23 protein-coding genes are annotated in these 15858 nt (G+C 36.8%); 3 read left to right on the forward strand and 20 right to left on the reverse strand.

Going from position 1 to position 15858, the window contains the following annotated elements; all coding sequences use genetic code 11:
- Nucleotides 1-27 precede the first annotated feature (27 nt).
- From ACFX4R_RS21725 to ACFX4R_RS21750, 6 genes are all read right to left on the reverse strand, one after another.
- Entirely contained in the window at nt 28-300 is a 273-nt protein-coding gene (locus ACFX4R_RS21725; RefSeq protein WP_237074457.1) for a hypothetical protein, read from the reverse strand.
- 191 nt (nt 301-491) lie between these two features.
- A complete protein-coding gene (locus ACFX4R_RS21730; RefSeq protein WP_034268940.1) occupies nt 492-1787 on the reverse strand; it encodes an MFS transporter in 1296 nt (431 codons plus the stop codon).
- 39 nt (nt 1788-1826) lie between these two features.
- The gene (locus tag ACFX4R_RS21735) at nt 1827-2609 is read right to left on the reverse strand and encodes a carbon-nitrogen family hydrolase (protein ID WP_165574990.1); all 783 of its coding nucleotides are present in this window, start codon (nt 2607-2609) and stop codon (nt 1827-1829) included.
- Nucleotides 2606-3298, reverse strand: a complete 693-nt coding sequence (locus ACFX4R_RS21740; protein WP_377570341.1) for a DUF2848 family protein — start codon at nt 3296-3298, stop codon at nt 2606-2608. Before ACFX4R_RS21740 ends, ACFX4R_RS21735 begins: the two co-directional genes overlap by 4 nt.
- Nucleotides 3295-3969 carry a GntR family transcriptional regulator gene (locus ACFX4R_RS21745; RefSeq protein ID WP_230183519.1) on the reverse strand — a complete coding sequence of 225 codons (675 nt, stop codon included), beginning with the start codon at nt 3967-3969 and terminating at the stop codon, nt 3295-3297. Before ACFX4R_RS21745 ends, ACFX4R_RS21740 begins: the two co-directional genes overlap by 4 nt.
- Nucleotides 3970-4130: 161 nt before the next feature.
- Nucleotides 4131-4778, reverse strand: coding sequence for a VC0807 family protein (locus ACFX4R_RS21750; protein ID WP_043981572.1), 648 nt, complete (start codon nt 4776-4778; stop codon nt 4131-4133).
- Between the two features lie 252 nt (nt 4779-5030).
- Between ACFX4R_RS21750 and ACFX4R_RS21755 the strand changes: the two genes are divergently transcribed.
- Both ACFX4R_RS21755 and ACFX4R_RS21760 read left to right on the forward strand, forming a co-directional pair.
- Nucleotides 5031-5177, forward strand: coding sequence for a YuzK family famiily protein (locus ACFX4R_RS21755; protein ID WP_014459567.1), 147 nt, complete (start codon nt 5031-5033; stop codon nt 5175-5177).
- A 108-nt stretch (nt 5178-5285) separates the two neighbouring features.
- Nucleotides 5286-6089, forward strand: a complete 804-nt coding sequence (locus ACFX4R_RS21760) for a lipid II flippase Amj family protein (protein ID WP_052500339.1) — start codon at nt 5286-5288, stop codon at nt 6087-6089.
- Nucleotides 6090-6116: 27 nt separating this feature from the next.
- Here ACFX4R_RS21760 and ACFX4R_RS21765 read toward each other — a convergent pair whose 3' ends face one another.
- The 14 genes from ACFX4R_RS21765 to ACFX4R_RS21830 form a co-directional block, all read right to left on the reverse strand.
- The gene (locus tag ACFX4R_RS21765; protein ID WP_016764610.1) at nt 6117-6893 is read right to left on the reverse strand and encodes an ABC transporter permease; all 777 of its coding nucleotides are present in this window, start codon (nt 6891-6893) and stop codon (nt 6117-6119) included.
- A complete protein-coding gene (locus ACFX4R_RS21770; protein WP_377570344.1) occupies nt 6890-7780 on the reverse strand; it encodes an ABC transporter ATP-binding protein in 891 nt (296 codons plus the stop codon). Before ACFX4R_RS21770 ends, ACFX4R_RS21765 begins: the two co-directional genes overlap by 4 nt.
- Before the next feature lie 12 nt (nt 7781-7792).
- Nucleotides 7793-7984: a PLD nuclease N-terminal domain-containing protein gene (locus ACFX4R_RS21775; protein ID WP_013057569.1), complete on the reverse strand. Its 192-nt coding sequence runs from the start codon at nt 7982-7984 to the stop codon at nt 7793-7795.
- A complete protein-coding gene (locus ACFX4R_RS21780; RefSeq protein ID WP_013057570.1) occupies nt 7985-8185 on the reverse strand; it encodes a hypothetical protein in 201 nt (66 codons plus the stop codon).
- Complete coding sequence (locus ACFX4R_RS21785; protein WP_016764613.1) at nt 8185-8505, reverse strand: YxlC family protein; 321 nt, start codon at nt 8503-8505, stop codon at nt 8185-8187. The genes ACFX4R_RS21780 and ACFX4R_RS21785 overlap by 1 nt, the downstream gene beginning before the upstream one ends.
- A complete protein-coding gene (gene sigY / locus ACFX4R_RS21790; protein WP_043981570.1) occupies nt 8502-9032 on the reverse strand; it encodes an RNA polymerase sigma factor SigY in 531 nt (176 codons plus the stop codon). The genes ACFX4R_RS21785 and sigY overlap by 4 nt, the downstream gene beginning before the upstream one ends.
- A 97-nt stretch (nt 9033-9129) precedes the next feature.
- Nucleotides 9130-9471, reverse strand: a complete 342-nt coding sequence (locus ACFX4R_RS21795) for a DUF1033 family protein (protein WP_013083686.1) — start codon at nt 9469-9471, stop codon at nt 9130-9132.
- 402 nt (nt 9472-9873) lie between these two features.
- A complete protein-coding gene (locus ACFX4R_RS21800; protein WP_013083687.1) occupies nt 9874-10092 on the reverse strand; it encodes a spore germination protein in 219 nt (72 codons plus the stop codon).
- 109 nt (nt 10093-10201) lie between these two features.
- Nucleotides 10202-10723, reverse strand: a complete 522-nt coding sequence (locus ACFX4R_RS21805; RefSeq protein ID WP_043981569.1) for a hypothetical protein — start codon at nt 10721-10723, stop codon at nt 10202-10204.
- A 126-nt stretch (nt 10724-10849) separates the two neighbouring features.
- A complete protein-coding gene (locus tag ACFX4R_RS21810) occupies nt 10850-11089 on the reverse strand; it encodes a YiaA/YiaB family inner membrane protein (RefSeq protein ID WP_377570348.1) in 240 nt (79 codons plus the stop codon).
- Nucleotides 11090-11367: 278 nt separating this feature from the next.
- Nucleotides 11368-11568 carry a DUF6501 family protein gene (locus tag ACFX4R_RS21815; RefSeq protein WP_013057578.1) on the reverse strand — a complete coding sequence of 67 codons (201 nt, stop codon included), beginning with the start codon at nt 11566-11568 and terminating at the stop codon, nt 11368-11370.
- A gap of 79 nt (nt 11569-11647) precedes the next feature.
- Nucleotides 11648-12421, reverse strand: a complete 774-nt coding sequence (locus ACFX4R_RS21820) for an alpha/beta hydrolase (RefSeq protein ID WP_377570351.1) — start codon at nt 12419-12421, stop codon at nt 11648-11650.
- Nucleotides 12422-12542: 121 nt separating this feature from the next.
- On the reverse strand, nt 12543-13613 hold the full coding sequence (ssuD, locus tag ACFX4R_RS21825; RefSeq protein WP_377570354.1) for an FMNH2-dependent alkanesulfonate monooxygenase: 1071 nt from the start codon (nt 13611-13613) through the stop codon (nt 12543-12545).
- 220 nt (nt 13614-13833) lie between these two features.
- The gene (locus ACFX4R_RS21830; protein ID WP_377570356.1) at nt 13834-14691 is read right to left on the reverse strand and encodes an STAS domain-containing protein; all 858 of its coding nucleotides are present in this window, start codon (nt 14689-14691) and stop codon (nt 13834-13836) included.
- Between the two features lie 148 nt (nt 14692-14839).
- On the opposite strand from ACFX4R_RS21830, the gene corA reads away from it, so the two are divergent.
- Nucleotides 14840-15802, forward strand: a complete 963-nt coding sequence (corA, locus tag ACFX4R_RS21835) for a magnesium/cobalt transporter CorA (protein ID WP_377570359.1) — start codon at nt 14840-14842, stop codon at nt 15800-15802.
- Nucleotides 15803-15858 lie beyond the last annotated feature (56 nt).

Here is a 15858-nt window from a genome sequence, read left to right on the forward strand (position 1 = left end):
TCTGAACGGAAGCTTTTTTTCTTTTAGTTAAGATTGATTAATAGCATATACAACAAATAAAACTATATCTAGCAAGATCATTACAACACCGACAAGCAGCCAGATGTTTCCTTGAGTCTTTTTCTCACCTTCTTGCATTTCAAACGCTCGAATAGCAAATACAATTCCAAGGGTAAACACAAGAAAAAACAGCTGACGGTAATCGAAGAACGACAGTACAACAAAAATTAAAGTGAAAAACACCATAATCATTTCTAAAATCCGATAAGGCTGCTTTTGACATGCTAATAATAGTTTCATTTCTTGACCTACTTTCATCCCGTTTTTAATAGCGTTATTTTACTATTAATTTTAAATGAGATGTTAGTGCTTTGTGCATTGTTCACTGTTTTGTAACAAAGGCTTCTATGTAAAAAAAGATAGCCATAGGAATGTTCTATGACTATCTTACCTTGTATTGGCATGTGGTATGCCAGATAATATGAAAAAACTTATGTTAACGAACGATCTGGGCGTACTCCAAACCAAAGTATAATAGCTACAATAATTGGGAGAATACTAACAAGTAAAGCTCCTTCCCATCCAATAGTTTCGGCAAGCCATCCGCAAAGAATAGGTGATAAAAACGCTCCAATATTTCCCCATAAGTTCATCCATCCCGAAACAGATCCTGAATACTCATTTCCTAAATCAACCGCTGCTGCCCATGATGTCACAACAGGAAATCCGAGCGAACCCAAAGCAAGGGTTAGCCATAACACATTCATCCAAGGTGTAGTTGCATAGGCTGCTAGATACATGGAGATAGAAAAAACAACCAATCCACCAATAGCTAAAGCACCGCGTGCAAACATTTTAGATTTCCCTTTCTTTAGCAATGAATCCGAAAGTGCCCCCCCAGTCATAACTGTAATAAAAATGCATAGCCACGGTAAACTTGCGGCGAATCCCATGCTGCTGAGAGAAAATTGACGCGCTTCTAGTAAATAAGTGGGAAGCCATACAAGGAAAAAAGTTACAATATATAATACAACGAAGTACTGTAGCCCTAAAGCCCAGAAGCGTCCATTTTTTAAAAACTTTCCCCATGGGGCCGTTTGCTTAGATTTTTTTTGAACAGTTCGATTCTCTATAATATATGAAAGCTCTTCTTTGCTAATCCACGAATGTTCTTCTGGGCGATTTCTGCCTATTGCATACCAAACGAATGCAACAAGTAACCCTATTAAAGCAAAAATATAAAACACAGCTTTCCAGCCGAGAGACTGATAAATTGCAACGGTTACAATGGGAGCGATAACGGGTCCGAAATAAGAACCAGCAAGCAGTGCACTTGCAGCTCTTCCTTTTTCTTGCTTTGGAAACCAGTACGTATTAAATACTGCGTTTCCTGGATACATGGGACCTTCTCCAACTCCAAACAAAAACCGAACAAGTCCGATTAAGCCGTGTGACTTTACTAAAGCTGTTAATCCTGTGAATATAGACCACCAAACTAAAGCATAGAAAACTATTTTACGAGCCCCGAACTTCTCGGCCAGCAAACCTGCTGGTATTTGAGACAAAGCGTACCCTAGTGAAAACAAAGAGGCTAGCATGCCAAATTGAACTTTATTCATATTTAAATCTTCCATCATTGGCTTAGCAATAATAGCGATGTTAGAGCGATCCATGTAAGCAATTAAACCAATTAAAAAGAATAAAAGCGCTAACCACCAACGTAGCCCTACGACCTTTCTTGACTGCGTTTTGTCAGATGACTTTGCTTCATAAACTGGTTGCCCCATTTACTTTCCTCCTCGATATTTTTTAAAAATTCCGTATTTTCAATACAGATCTAACCGTTGATCAGTGATAACTGGAATATGCTCTCGAACATTTTTCACCTTCTCTAAGTCAACTTCAATAATATATATATCTTCTTCTTGAGACCCCTCCAACAGAATTTCACCTAATGGATCTATCACCATTGAATTTCCTGGAAAATGAGTTCCTTCACTTTCCCCGCAGCGATTCACAGCTATAACAAAACATTGATTTTCAATTGCTCTTGCAATTAATAAGCTTCTCCAATGATCTACTCGTGCTGTTGGCCATTGTGCAACATTAATTAACATTTGGGCGCCATTATTTACTAACTTTCGAGATAGCTGCGGAAAGCGCAAGTCGTAACATATCATAGTGCCTATTTTTATATCTTGATAAGAAAACAACCCAAACTGATTTCCTGCTTTTAAAAATTTTTCTTCATCCATCAAACGAAATAAGTGAATTTTATCGTACTCCAATACTTGTTCTCCTTGTCCATTGTAAACTAGCATAGTATTGGTTACTTCCTGTCTGTGGGATCGACAATTTAAAATGCTTCCACCAACAACCGTTACATTATGCTCTTTAGCAAATGAGGATAACAGTTCTTTTGTGAGTACACCGTTTCTATCTCCTAACTCCTGTGCACGTTCTAAAGCATAGCCTGTATTCCACATTTCAGGCAGCACAATTATATCTGGCTTTTCTTTCATTGCCTTGGACATAAGCGTTTTAGCATGCTGATAGTTCCAATCTGGTTCACCAATTTTAACATCTAATTGAATCAGCGCAAGCTTCATACTCTCACCTCTTGTATAACAATCGAATAACAACTCTCAATCTTTCGGTTTAATACCGGATCACCAAGTTCATATTCAAATTTACTACCATATATAAATCCTTCTAACGTTGGAACTGTTCCTGAAAAAATGACTGTATTTGCAATATCTTTATAACCAAATTCCTCTAATTTATTGAGAAGATCATTAACGCTTAGCAGAGAAGTCAAGTCATGGTCTTGATATTTTCGTCGCCCCTGTTCATCTGTAATCCAAGAGCGTAAATATAGCTGATCCCAATGATTTTGAACGTCTTCTAAACGCCAAAACTTAGTCGCAAGAGGCTTAGGACAAGCTTCTTTTGAAAGTTGAATATCTTCAATTTCGAGAAAACGGTCCGTATGGTCACTTCCAAGGGTAATTAGCCATTCTGTTCCGGTATGAAATAAAACATATTCTGCTTCCCCCGACGTTTCTTTTCTTGCAACGTTAATTGCTTGTTCAAAAGACAGATTAGATACTTGCATTGGATAAACAGCTGGTATAGTTGACGGCGGCGCGACACCAATTTCCGCCAACTCGTCAATGTGCTCCTGGACTTTTTTTAGATCTCTACCACCATAGCCAACAACAAGAACATCTTTTATATGAATGTCTTCCTCTTTTATTCCCTTTTCTACACTTTCCACATAAATGGCTACTTTTTTCATTTACTGACATCTCCTTCTTTATTTTTCAGGCTGGCGAGTACAGCTTCTCGAGTAAGATCAATATGATTAAGTACAGCTTTCTTTGCTTTGTCGACGTCTTTTTCTTTTAAACAATCAATAATAGCTGAATGTTCTTTTAACGTCTCTTCTATTCGATTAGGTAAGTAAGAAGCGCTAATTCCAAACCATCGCATTTGATCACTGACAGTTTGCACTAGATTAACTAATCTTCTATTTCCACTTAATTCTGCTAAAAAGATATGAAAGTCTTTATCTGTAGAAATAAATAGTTTATTTTCTTTTTGCAGTTTTACCTGCTGCTGATAAAGCTGTTCAATCATTGAAATTTGTTCCTCTGAGATTATCGGAATAAGTAGCTCTACTACCAACACCTCTAAACCGCGTCTAATTTGAATGACTTCTTCTACATCTTTTACGGTAATACTGCTCACTAACGTTCCTTTTCTCGGAATTGATGTAACCCACCCTTCTAATTCTAAAAGTGGAATAGCTTCACGAATCGGTGTGCGGCTGATTCCTAATTCTTCACTTAATTTTCTTTCATACAAGACTTCTCCAGGAGAAATGGTATGATCGATAATAGCGTTTTTAATTCCTTCATACGCTTGCTGCTTTAGTGATAACGGCTGTGTTAATTTTGATAAACTCATAATTTTATCTCCTTTGATTCTTTTGGCATGTGGCATGCCAGTTACTTCTTATTTCTAGTATATACATGAGAGAATCTCTTTACAACATTTTTGTCAGAAAATTTAACAAACTTATTCCTGCCACAAAAGAAGCGTACGTTAGTTAAACGCACGCTTCTTTTTTATTCATTTACATTTGGATTCATTGGATTATCCATCCCTGTTTTATCTTGAATTTTTTTATAGATAAAATATGTGTAGATAGCAATTAAAATGGAGAATGCCCACGTAACGGCCTGACGGAATACAATCATGTTCCCGTACCCTTCTACTCCGTACTTTTGAATCAATACGTATTTTACAATTGCTAAAAATACATAGCGACCTGCGAATAGTACTGTAAGCCAGTTCATCATTTTGAATAAATCAGGCTGGTGGAAGAGTTTTAGAGAGTCTTCTCGCTTATAGCCCATTAAGTAAGCCGTATCTACGAAAAAGTACAAACCAATTGGCTTTTTTATCACAATGGTAAAAAGGACAACTACAGCCAGTCCAATCATAAAGTATACTTGATTGTTTAACATCGTTGCTGCGTTCCCTGAAATTAAATCAATAATGGTACGTGCCAGCAGCGTAATGACAATAAACAATCCTGTTACGTTAAACTGGCGATCTTTAATAAATGTATAAATGGTATACACAAACGCTGGTGCTGTTGAAAGCAAAATGGCATAGTAATCACCAATAATGTCTTTTCCTTGGTTCCATATTAGGTAAGGAATAGCGATATAAAAAAGTAAATCAAACCATACTCGTTTTGTATTGTTCATATATAACTCCTTTAAAAACGTTGTTCCTGCTATTATATGGGATACTACGCAAGAAAAAAAGGCTTTTACCTGGAATGTTATGAAATTTTAATTATTTGATGTTTAGATCCAGAGCGACAGGGAAAACGATTTCTAGAAAGACTTCAAGAATCATAAACATCCAAACACTTGAGCAGCAATACATGTGCCACAAGTGAAAAATGCTGAAAGGATTGATTCATTATCGCACTTCACCTAACGTACACGTCAGAAATGGAAAAGGCCATGCAGCTTTCTCACGGCGTGGGGTATGCTGAATATAGCCGTAAACTAGACAAACGTCTACAGGTGGAAAAAGAACGAGAAAAAGATTATCAGGCTAGCAAAGATATACTGCGTGATATTAACCAGCATCGATAATAAAAAGCCGCTCGCTACTTTTGGTAGCAAGCGGCTTTTTATTTACAAATGAACCAAAATTATACATAATAAGGAAGTGCGTGTGCCAAAGAAAGGAACTTGCTTATTATGATGGAAAAATTACTGATTATTTGTGTGTTTGTAGGCATTATCCATATGATTGAAACACTAGCCTACTCTGTGAGACTTGCGGGCTTAAAAACTGGAAAACTAGTCGTGGCTTTATCTCTTTTTAATATTATTGTCATTGTGTCAAGAACAGCTAATATGGTGCAAGCTCCGCTGACCGGCAAATTAGGAGATGCGGTCCAGTCTAAAGAAGATTTGCCCGTTCTGCTTCATCAGCTTCAAACTATCTTGCTCGCCGCTTCTATTGGTACAATCGTAGGTGCTCTTTTAATTCCTAGCTTTGTATCAATTTTCTCCCGAATGATTTTACATTTAGAAGTAGCGGGTTCTGTACCCAAAATGATGAAAAACATTACTTCCATACATACGCTGGAAAAAGCAAAAAAACACGTGAAGCGTCCTAGGTGGATTATGCTGTCTCAGCTGCGAATAGGCGGAGTGCCCAAGCGATTGCTTCTTTTGAATTTAATGGCCACGACCATTTATACAGTAGGTGTTCTTTCCACTCTTTATGCTTCTACGCTGGAGCCTACTCTTTCTAAATCAATTCTGATGTCTTCTGGTCTTATTAACGGACTAGCGATGATTACCCTTGCTGTATTTGTAGATCCGCAAGTAGCCATTTTAACTGAAAAGGTAATGAAAGGTGAATCCACTAAGCAATCTATGAATAAAATGGTTGGTACACTCGTCATCTCTCGTTTGTGCGGGACAGTATGTGCCCAAATTCTCTTAGTACCTGCTGCTCTTTATATTGCATGGATTTGCAAATTAATCCCTTAGAAAAAAGACTTCGTTAAAGAAGTCTTTTTATACGTATTCCACTTTTTTGTATCTATGAACAGCAGCGATTAAAAGAAAAAAACTGCTCATTAACGTAACAACTACGGTATAGGTGACACTTTGTGACCAGTGCAATTGTTCAAGCAGGCGAGCGGCGTATTGTGACAGCGCTGCAGGACTCCACTTTAATTGATTCGTAAACAAAGTACTCAAAAATGAAAGTAACGCAATGATCAAAATGCTTACTCCAGCAATTCCTCCGCTTTGTAAAAGGAATGTTCCAGCTGCCACTAAAACGGACAAGATAAAAATTAGCCACAGGCTGTATAAAAGAAAGCTAACTAGCATATGAGTCCAATCCACATATGAAAATAAAAGATTTGTATAATACCATGCTGCTATATAGCTTATAAACGTTGAGCCAATGACCAGTACGATTTGTGCAGCCCATTTACTCATAATGTATTGAATGACGCTCACCGGTCTCATCATAACAAGTACAGCAGCATGATTTTGTCGTTCATTTGAAATTATATTCATGCTTGCTAGTACAATCAGTAAAGTTCCTATTGTGCTATATTGCGAAAGGACACCTTGCATTACTTCTTGACCGGTGGGCGTAGGAAGTTGAATAATTGCTCCTTTTGGTAAATTCCCTGCCATGTTAATGATTTGTGGCATATAATAATTCGTTAAAGGCTGTGTGATGCCTAGTAAAATTAGAGAGATTGGCAGCCAAATTCCTTTGCCGTTCGCAAATAATTCATGCAGTTCCTTTTTAAATAAGACTCCAAATGTGTTCATTTGTTCATCACCTCTAGATACACATCTTCGAGAGAATGCTGTTTTCGTTCAAATAAAACAAGGTTTGCTTGTTGATCAACAAGCAGTTGAAGCAGTTGCTGCTGCTGAGATGTATCTTTTACACTTACAGTGGCTTTATAAGGAGAATGAAACAGCACCTGTTCACTTGGCAGACTGCTAAGTGATCCAGGGAGCCTTTCTTCTGTTTCAATCGTAAAAGCAGGAGCCGTAAACTCTTGGCGCAGCGAACTCTTTGTTCCATTCCATTTCATACGTCCGTTTTTAATCATAATAATGTTATCGCATATTTGTTCTGCATCATGCAAAATGTGAGTTGAAAAAAGGATGGTCGTATCTTTTTTTAATGTTTCGATAATCAGTAGGACATCTTTTCTGCCTTCAGGATCCAAAGCCGAAACCGGTTCATCTAGAATTAGCAGTTCAGGTTTATGTAACAAGGCTTGCGCCAAGCCCAAACGTTGTTTCATTCCTCCAGAAAAGCCAGCAATTTTCTGCTTTTCCTTTCCTTTTAAACCTACAGTTTCAAGTACTTCATCTATTCGGTGGGAAAGCACATTTTTTGAAATGTTAGATAAAAGACCTAAAAAAGTTAAATACTGCTGAGGTGTCATCCAATTAAAAAACGTAGGATGCTGTGGCAGAAAGCCAATAAATGATCGTACGTCTTGGTGTTGTTTATCTTCAAAAGAAATTTTCCCTTTATTAGGTGCAGTAAGACCTGCAATCATATGCAAGGTAGTCGTTTTACCTGCACCGTTAGGGCCTAACAACGCTGCACATTTTCCTTTGTCGAGATTAAATGTAAGGTTATTCACAACGGTTATATTACGATACGCTTTTGTCAGTCTTTCTACTTGCATAAACATCTTCGCTCCACCTCACTGTTTTTTACGTCCTAAAACAAAATATAAAACGGGGCCAACTGTACTTACACATAAAATAATGAGTCCCCATAGCCATTTTGGTCCGTTTGTCTCTTCTTGCTTTATGCAGCTTATTAACGCTGGAATCATTAAAAGCAATTGTAAGAATAGAATTGGAGCAATTAACAACCAGTTAATGTCCTTCATTTACATCCCCCTTTTTCTTCGTGCTGGAAGCCAAATAATAAAAAACCAATAAAACAGCGTTGGCATTGGAATTTGAATCAGTCCCCATATTCCCCAAAACCATGGATGAGCGCCGCGTTTTTTTGCATTGATAAAAAGTAGAAAGCTTTGAAGAAGGAGAAATGGTGAAATAAACAGCACAAGAATCCATTTTTCATTCATTATAAAAACATCTCCTTTTTTCGTTTATAGTGAAAAACGATAAAAGAAATAGGAGCAACAATGATCCCAATTACTTCAATAGCGATAAATAAGGCGGGTATTTGTAAAATAGCAGTTGCCATTACCGTTAAAATAACAAGTGCTGTTAATGTAAATAAACATAACTCTTTCCGGAAAGCTTTTTTCTGCTTTTGTTTTTGAATGAGAAGCTGTTCTTGAATTGCATGAAGAGAAATACGTTCATGACTTGCTAAACTCTCTAGCTGCTCCCAATCTTTTTTTAAAGAATGTAAGGACTGATTGTTATTTTCTTCTCTCATTCTTTCCACTCCTTTCTCAGTATGTTTACTCCTTTATTTACTCTTGATTTGACCGTTCCTGCTCGCATATTCAGCATATGGGCAATCTCATCGTATGTATATCCGTAATAATGTCGAAGCAAGACAGGAATTCGAAAGCGCGAATCGAGTTCATTAAAATCGGAAAACATCTCACTCCATTCCACTCCTTTGTATTTAGCTTTCCACTGAAGCTGGTGCGATAAAGACTGCTTTATTCGCTGGAGACTGCTTTTTTCCCGTTTTTGCTTACGCAAATAATCCATGTACAGTCTTGAAGCAATGGATATCATCCAAGTCGAAAACTTTGCTTCATTTTTGTATGAAGAAAGATTCATGTAACACTTCATCATTGCTTCCTGACACAATTCACTGCATAAGTCCTCATCTAATGTCAGCTTTAAAAGGTATTTATATAAAAATGAATGATAGCGCTGAAATAATAATGAAAAGGCATCATCATCACCTTGTAATGCTTTTTGGACAAGGATGAAATCATCTTGTTCCAAAGCGGTCACCCCTCCTTTTTGTTTCATCACCTATATGACGCTTTAGCGATTGAAATCGTTCATTTTTTATATAAAAAAAACGCCCCGCAGGACGTTTTTATTTAGTACGAAGTATTTTTAATCCTTCTTCATCTTCTTCTAAGGGATAGACTTCGTCGTTTTTAGCGAATAAAACACCGTGGAAGATTTGAAGGTCATCATCACAGGCTTCACAAAATTCCTTTTCACCTTCGTTCCAAAAGCTAAAAAGCGCTAGTTCATCGCTACGCACGCTTGCATATTTTTGATGAAATTCATAAATCATCATCGCATAGTAGCGAAGCGCTTCTTCTTTTTTTTCAAATTCAATAGTTTCAATAATATCCTTTTCCCAGCCTTCTAAAAATAGCCAAGGTTCACAATCACTTTTTATTTTATGAACTCTCCATTTATCTGTCATGATAGAACATCTCCTTACTTACAGCTTACTTCTAAAATTTCTCTTTTCCTTATTATTCAGCAAAAATAACTTTGAATCAAGTAAAACGGAAAAAAACGCCTATTTTCAGGAAATAGACGCTAACAATGTGGCTTAATCTGAACTTCTTTTTTATATTAATAATAGCTCCTTAAACTATAAGGAACTAAACTGCCCGTATAATACTGGGTAATGGGAGGAAAAACGCCTGCTGAAGGCGTGATTCCCCCCCACCAAGATGTTTTTTTGCCTCACCAGTTGTCCATCGCTCCATCAGGTCAGGTGAAACGACAAATCCAATTGGACGTGCAAACGAAGGCATAAAATACGGATAGAACGAATACTGAAAAGGCGTATAGAAAGAAGAGTAAAACATCTCTTTCCTTATCCGTTTCCGAAGCCGTTTTGATCAGAACCATCGGGATCGAGCGTATTTGTATTAGAAAGTCCTGAATTTGTATTTACACAAATTCCTGTATTTGAAGACCCTGAACCTTGTGCAGTTTTACTGTTACTTTTTGGAGAAACATAGTACGTATCGCCAAACGTAACGACTCCTCCTGTAACGTTTGGAATCACTACATGATTAATAACAATCGGCATTATCCTCACCCTTTTTATTTTCATCGTGATGTAATATATGAACGATTTATCAAAAGGGTTATACATTAATGGATATAAATAAAAAATCCCCCTGCAGAGTGGGGTATTTTTACGCTTTTACCTCTTTTTTAGAATGACTTAATTCATCTCGCAGAATATCAAAATCTCGTTCTGCTACTTCTTCAATTTTAGTATACAATTCATTCTCCGTTAGAAGTCCTTTTTCTTCAAGTATTTCGACAAGAGCCTTAAACTTTATTCTAGATAAAAGCATTTCGTTTACCGTGCTCTCTGTTGGCTGTTCATTTTTTACTTGTTCTTTTGCTTTAACAGGTTCTTGCTGCAGCTTCACCCTGAAAACAATATTCGTATGATCTGTAATTTCAGGTGACTGATAAAATGTGCTATGCGAAATGTTTTTTAGTGTTAGCGTTTCTTTTGTCTCCATATTTGTTACTTCAAAATACGGATCCTCAAAAAATGCATCATATTTATCATAAGCTGCTTTGCCTACAACCGAAAAAGAAAAGTTTAGCCTTTTCAACTCTTCACCTGTATTCGCATCAGTAATCATTTTTTCTTCAAACATATCAACGTGAAAATTTACGTTATTAATCATTAGTTGTGTCAATTCAATCGCCTCCTTCTTTATTAATACGACACGGAGTGACAAGTTCCCTGTTTTTTTATATAAAAAAACATCTCCTAAAAATGGGGATGTTTTTCAAGGAGCTAGAAAAATGCTCTTTTTTTAGCTCTACAATTCTTCTTCTGCTTTGTCATATTTGCGTTCGTGTGCCGTATCTTCTTCGTTATCACGAATGGTTTTTTGGAGCACAAAAGCAGACATTGTTAAGTATAAAGTTCCAACGGCATAATAACCTTTTACCGGTAATGATGCATCTAAGGTATAAATTCCTATAACCATAGCTAATAGTGCTGTAATAAAAGCTGTCCATGCTAAAAATGTAAAAGCTGCTGTATTACGCTTTTTCATCGTATGACCTCCTCTTTTCCTTTTTCTGCTAAGCGTCGCTTTCATTTTACATTGTAAAATAATTGTTGTCATGGGTATTTATAGTCAGTTACCCTTTTAATCAGAACAAGAAACGGAAGATTTTAGGTCTTACATCCTATTTTTATCATAAAGCTTTTTTTCGAAATGATTAGATATATGGAATTTCTCTTTAAAAGTATGTTCATTCGTTTTCATTAAGAAAAGCCCCAAGTAATTATTGCAATAAAAAAATCATCGCCGAGACGATGATTTTTTGTTTAGCCTTCAAAGTATTCTTTATAAAAGCCGCCGACTTGGCCAGTGTTATCAACAACAAAATAAAACTCTTCTGTTTCATTTTTCACATCATATGTTTTTCCTGCTGTTAAGACATTTTCAACCACGAATTTTTTTGCATCTGTATGTATGCATTTTACTTGTTTAATGGTTGGACGATCGTTCCATTCTAAATGAATCATGTATGTACACTCCTTTGTTTTCATTCAAGATTCATTTTATCTTACTTGAAGTAAAAAAGAAACGGAGCGAATTTAAAAATTAAAAAATTCGCTCATGCACTTTTTTTTTGGCAACTGTTGCTTGTACAAACTGTGCCGTTTGTGCAACAATTGTGTCTTTATCAAAATCCATCGACGCAACATGGTAAGAGTTTCGAAGCATGTGCTGTCTTTTTTCTGCTGATTGAATATGGTTTAAGATATAAGCTGAATTCTCAGGCGGTACTACGTTATCAACTGTTGATGTTAGGACTAAAGCCGGGCACGTTACATAAGATAAGCGTTCTTTTGTTTCGTCCATTAAAGAAAGCAGCTCACGCATAGAGCGCACGGGTACTTTATCGTACGTAATTTCATGTACGTTTGGATCTTTAATATCAGGATGCTCCTCTTTTAAATAACGAGGCGTATGACGAGAGCGATAAGGCTCCATTGAAGGAATTGACGTCATAGCCGGATTGATTGCAATAACTCCGTCAAGGTCTAATCCTTGGCTTGCTGTATGAAAGGTAAGAGTGCCTCCCATGGACTGACCCAAGATAAATACATGACGGCATTCTTGCTTCAAACGCTGATACCCAGTTAAAAAGTCCTGCTTCCATTCCTCATACGTTGTTTGTTCAATATCATAGTAGTGAGTACCATGTCCCGTTAGTCGCAAACCGTACACAGTAAAACCTTTTTCAGCTAATTCTTTTCCGATATATTCCATACTTTGAGGAGTCCCCATAAATCCATGAGAAACAAGTATACCAATGTCGTTGCCTTTATAATAAAAAGATTCTGCGCCTTGAATTACGTCATAACGTTCCATTTTCTTCACCCTTTACCACAAATTTTCTGACTAAATGAACTATCTTTATAATACACCTATAATTCCTATAAGTCAACTGGGTTATTTATTTTTTTACGATTCAAAAAGAACGAAGCAAGAATTATCTCTTGCTTCGTTCTTTTTGAATATGTGGAAATACTAGCTCAGCAAACGTATATGCTTCTTCTAGATGCGGGTAGCCTGATAAAATAAACGTATCAATTCCTAGCTCTTTGTACTCTTTTAACCGATCCGCTACAATTTCAGGACTTCCAACAAGAGCAGTTCCAGCTCCTTCTCGTGCTAAGCCAATTCCCGCCCATAGATTCGGAGCAATCTCCAGTGCCCCTCGATCTTTTGTGCCGCTGTGCAAACTTGACTGTGTTTTTTGGGCAGTAGAGTCAAATGACGCAAACTTATCTTGAAACGCTTTGATCGTATCATCATTAACATGTTTAATTAATTTATCTGCAGATTCCCACGCTTCGCCTTCCGATTCTCTTACAATAACGTGCAGGCGAATACCAAAGCGAATATCCCTGCCTTCGTTTGCAGCTTTTTCTTTCATCTCATCAATTTTTGTTTTAATCACCGCAGGCGGCTCTCCCCATAACAAATATACATCTGCATGCTTTGCTCCTACTTCTTTTCCTGCTGGAGAAGATCCACCAAAGTACAGCGGAGGATACGGTTTTTGGACAGGAGGCGATGGAATGTACGCGCCTGTTACATCAACATGTTCTCCTTTATAGTCGACTTTTTTTCCTTCCATTACATCTCGCCAAATCGTTAAAAATTCATCTGTTAACTCATAGCGTTTATCGTGGCTTAAATAGTTACCGTACGTCGCTTGCTCCACGGGATCTCCTCCCGTCACAATATTTAACATAAGTCGGCCGTTTGACATTTGATCGAATGTCGAAGCCATCCGTGCTGAAATTGTTGGAGACATTACACCTGGGCGAAGTGCAATTAAAAACTTCAGTCGATTCGTAACGGAAGCAAGTGCCGATGCAATCACCCATGAATCTTCACAATTTGAACCAGTAGGCAACAAAGCACCGTCATATCCTAGATAATCCAGTCCATGTGCGATTTGCTTTAAGTAGTGAATGTCGCTTGTTCTGCTTCCTTCGGTTGTGCCTAGATAATGTCCGTCGCCTGCTGTAGGGAAAAACCATAAGATGTTCATTTCTATTTCCTCCTAAATATCCTCGTATTCTATATAAAGCGTTTTCATATTGTTTGTTCAATTCTTGTCCGCTAATTACAGAGATGCATTTTTATATTAGCGTATGTAATACGACTCTTTTTATTTATTAAATTAGTAAAATCATAATACCTCTTTAACCTATATGTCAAGTATGAATTGAAATAAAAAAAACAAGAATTAAAAGTAATTCTTGTTTGCTTTATTTCCTCATACGTGAAGCCATCGCGTTAGCAAGGGTTGATTTTGTTGATATATTTTCAAACGATAAACCTAAATGAGAAGCGGTAATCGCGATTTCAGGGCGTACCCCAGAGATGGTTGATTCTACCCCTATTAATTTTAATGCATCAATCAGCTGGAAAATCTGATGAGCAACCATCGTATCAACAATAACTACTCCTGAAATATCAATATAAAGGTGATTCACTTGCTGTTCAGCGCAGCGAGTTAACGTATTTTCTAAAATTCGGCGCGCTCTTGCTGTGTCGATATCCCCAACAAGCGGAAGAATCGCAATATGATCGCTTAATGGAATAACTGGCGAGCTCAGCTCATTGATCAGCTCTTTGTGTGCTTCAAGCAACCGCTTTGAATGCTGATGGTGCTCTTCTACAAATTTATAAACGGTGATATCAAACACGCGTACAATTAATTCGTTCCATTCGTCTAGTTTTTCTTGCGTAATATCTTGCTCGTACTCTTCTACAAATTGATTTAAATACGTTAAATACTGTTTTCTAACTCGGAAAAATTCGCGAATAATATAATGAATAGGCGTTCTTACATGCTCTCCGTCTTCCGCAATCTTTAAAATCCACGTTTCAAATGAATCAAAAAATTCTTTTTCACTTTTTATAAATACATCGGCTATGTATAAATGAAATTCATTATTTTGATCTTTTAGTACTGAAATGACTTCCGGATGAGTAGATGCATAAACCGATTCTGGGTCATTGTCTTCAATGCTTTCATACCATTCTTCCGTCAGTTGATCTGCATGTTTTAAAAAAAACATTCGAAGTGCTTCATTTTTATTCAAAACGATTCCCCTTTCCATACCAGCTACTACTATTATTATAATTCAACTTTTTCACCCTTACTAGTTTTATAAAAAGAGAAGAAAGAAAATTTTTCTTTTAAATACGTGTAGTTTATGATTTTATGCTACATTGAAAATAGCTATAAAAACACAAAGGAGTTTTCAAATGATACGAACGTTAGCTCTTACGAACGATGACAAACTTGTGAAGCATATACAATTAGATCAGATTCACGATCCCTCTATTCAGTACTATTGGATTGACTTTAACTGCCCTTCTGAAGAAGAAGCGCTGCTGCTTCAATCATCCTTTCACTTTCATCCGTTAGCGATTGAAGATTGCTTTCATTTTCTGCAGCGCCCAAAACTCGATTATTATGAAGGATACAGTTTTTTTGTCCTTCATTCGTTAAATCGTCAAACGTTAGAAGCTGAAGAAGTTGACCTTTTTATCGGCGAAAATTATATGGTTACTTTTCATTTTCACCCGTCAGCTGCAATTGATAAAGTATGGGAAAAGCTGCTTCATACACCTTCCATTCAAGAAAAAGGGATAAGCTATTTTTCGTATTCTGTGATGGATAAAGTGGTAGATGAATATTTCCCCACTGTATATCAGATTGAAGATGAGCTGAATGATATAGAAAACATAGATGCAAAAAAATCCATCTCTGTTTTAATGGAAGATGTATTCAAACTTCGAAGTGATTTGCTAAAAATCAGAAGAACCATTTTGCCTATGCGCGATTTATTGTACCGTGTTATAAATTCTGAACGCCTAGATGTTCATCCTGAACAAAAAAGGTATTTTAAAGATGTCTATGACCACTTATTAAAATTAGCCGATATGATTGAATCAAATCGGGAAATGACGTCTGATATGCGCGATAATTATCTTTCTCTTAATTCAAACCGGATGAATTCAATCATGATGACACTGACTGTTATTTCATCTATCTTTATTCCCCTTACCTTTATCGTTGGCGTATACGGAATGAATTTTGAAAATATGCCTGAGCTAAAGTGGCACTATGGCTATTTCTTTGTGCTTGGCTTCATGGGACTGATAACGCTGGGGTTAATTCTATGGTTCAAGCGAAAAGGCTGGTTTAATACTGATAAAGAGTAGAAAGATTGAAACATAACGAAATCAATCAAATGTAAAGACGAACAAATTGGATAAGT

Origin of the sequence: Priestia sp. YIM B13490 (genome assembly GCF_042787735.1) — a bacterium.
Taxonomy (GTDB): Bacteria; Bacillota; Bacilli; order Bacillales; family Bacillaceae_H; genus Priestia; species Priestia megaterium.

Excerpts from the sequence above, each read along its gene's own strand:
- ACFX4R_RS21795 (WP_013083686.1), bottom strand. The coding sequence starts at position 9,471 with ATGACAGATAAATGGAGAGTTCATAAAATAAAAAGTGATTGTGAACCT.
- ACFX4R_RS21785 (WP_016764613.1), bottom strand. The coding sequence starts at position 8,505 with ATGAGAGAAGAAAATAACAATCAGTCCTTACATTCTTTAAAAAAAGAT.
- ACFX4R_RS21820 (WP_377570351.1), bottom strand. The coding sequence starts at position 12,421 with ATGGAACGTTATGACGTAATTCAAGGCGCAGAATCTTTTTATTATAAA.
- ACFX4R_RS21730 (WP_034268940.1), bottom strand. The coding sequence starts at position 1,787 with ATGGGGCAACCAGTTTATGAAGCAAAGTCATCTGACAAAACGCAGTCA.
- ACFX4R_RS21775 (WP_013057569.1), bottom strand. The coding sequence starts at position 7,984 with ATGAAGGACATTAACTGGTTGTTAATTGCTCCAATTCTATTCTTACAA.
- ssuD (WP_377570354.1), bottom strand. The coding sequence starts at position 13,613 with ATGAACATCTTATGGTTTTTCCCTACAGCAGGCGACGGACATTATCTA.
- ACFX4R_RS21810 (WP_377570348.1), bottom strand. The coding sequence starts at position 11,089 with ATGAAAAAGCGTAATACAGCAGCTTTTACATTTTTAGCATGGACAGCT.
- ACFX4R_RS21800 (WP_013083687.1), bottom strand. The coding sequence starts at position 10,092 with ATGCCGATTGTTATTAATCATGTAGTGATTCCAAACGTTACAGGAGGA.
- ACFX4R_RS21765 (WP_016764610.1), bottom strand. The coding sequence starts at position 6,893 with ATGAACACATTTGGAGTCTTATTTAAAAAGGAACTGCATGAATTATTT.
- corA (WP_377570359.1), top strand. The coding sequence starts at position 14,840 with ATGATACGAACGTTAGCTCTTACGAACGATGACAAACTTGTGAAGCAT.
- ACFX4R_RS21735 (WP_165574990.1), bottom strand. The coding sequence starts at position 2,609 with ATGAAGCTTGCGCTGATTCAATTAGATGTTAAAATTGGTGAACCAGAT.
- ACFX4R_RS21755 (WP_014459567.1), top strand. The coding sequence starts at position 5,031 with ATGGAAAAGGCCATGCAGCTTTCTCACGGCGTGGGGTATGCTGAATAT.
- ACFX4R_RS21740 (WP_377570341.1), bottom strand. The coding sequence starts at position 3,298 with ATGAAAAAAGTAGCCATTTATGTGGAAAGTGTAGAAAAGGGAATAAAA.
- ACFX4R_RS21815 (WP_013057578.1), bottom strand. The coding sequence starts at position 11,568 with ATGATTCATTTAGAATGGAACGATCGTCCAACCATTAAACAAGTAAAA.
- ACFX4R_RS21770 (WP_377570344.1), bottom strand. The coding sequence starts at position 7,780 with ATGTTTATGCAAGTAGAAAGACTGACAAAAGCGTATCGTAATATAACC.
- ACFX4R_RS21750 (WP_043981572.1), bottom strand. The coding sequence starts at position 4,778 with ATGAACAATACAAAACGAGTATGGTTTGATTTACTTTTTTATATCGCT.
- ACFX4R_RS21745 (WP_230183519.1), bottom strand. The coding sequence starts at position 3,969 with ATGAGTTTATCAAAATTAACACAGCCGTTATCACTAAAGCAGCAAGCG.
- ACFX4R_RS21760 (WP_052500339.1), top strand. The coding sequence starts at position 5,286 with ATGATGGAAAAATTACTGATTATTTGTGTGTTTGTAGGCATTATCCAT.
- ACFX4R_RS21725 (WP_237074457.1), bottom strand. The coding sequence starts at position 300 with ATGAAACTATTATTAGCATGTCAAAAGCAGCCTTATCGGATTTTAGAA.
- ACFX4R_RS21830 (WP_377570356.1), bottom strand. The coding sequence starts at position 14,691 with ATGGAAAGGGGAATCGTTTTGAATAAAAATGAAGCACTTCGAATGTTT.
- ACFX4R_RS21780 (WP_013057570.1), bottom strand. The coding sequence starts at position 8,185 with ATGAATGAAAAATGGATTCTTGTGCTGTTTATTTCACCATTTCTCCTT.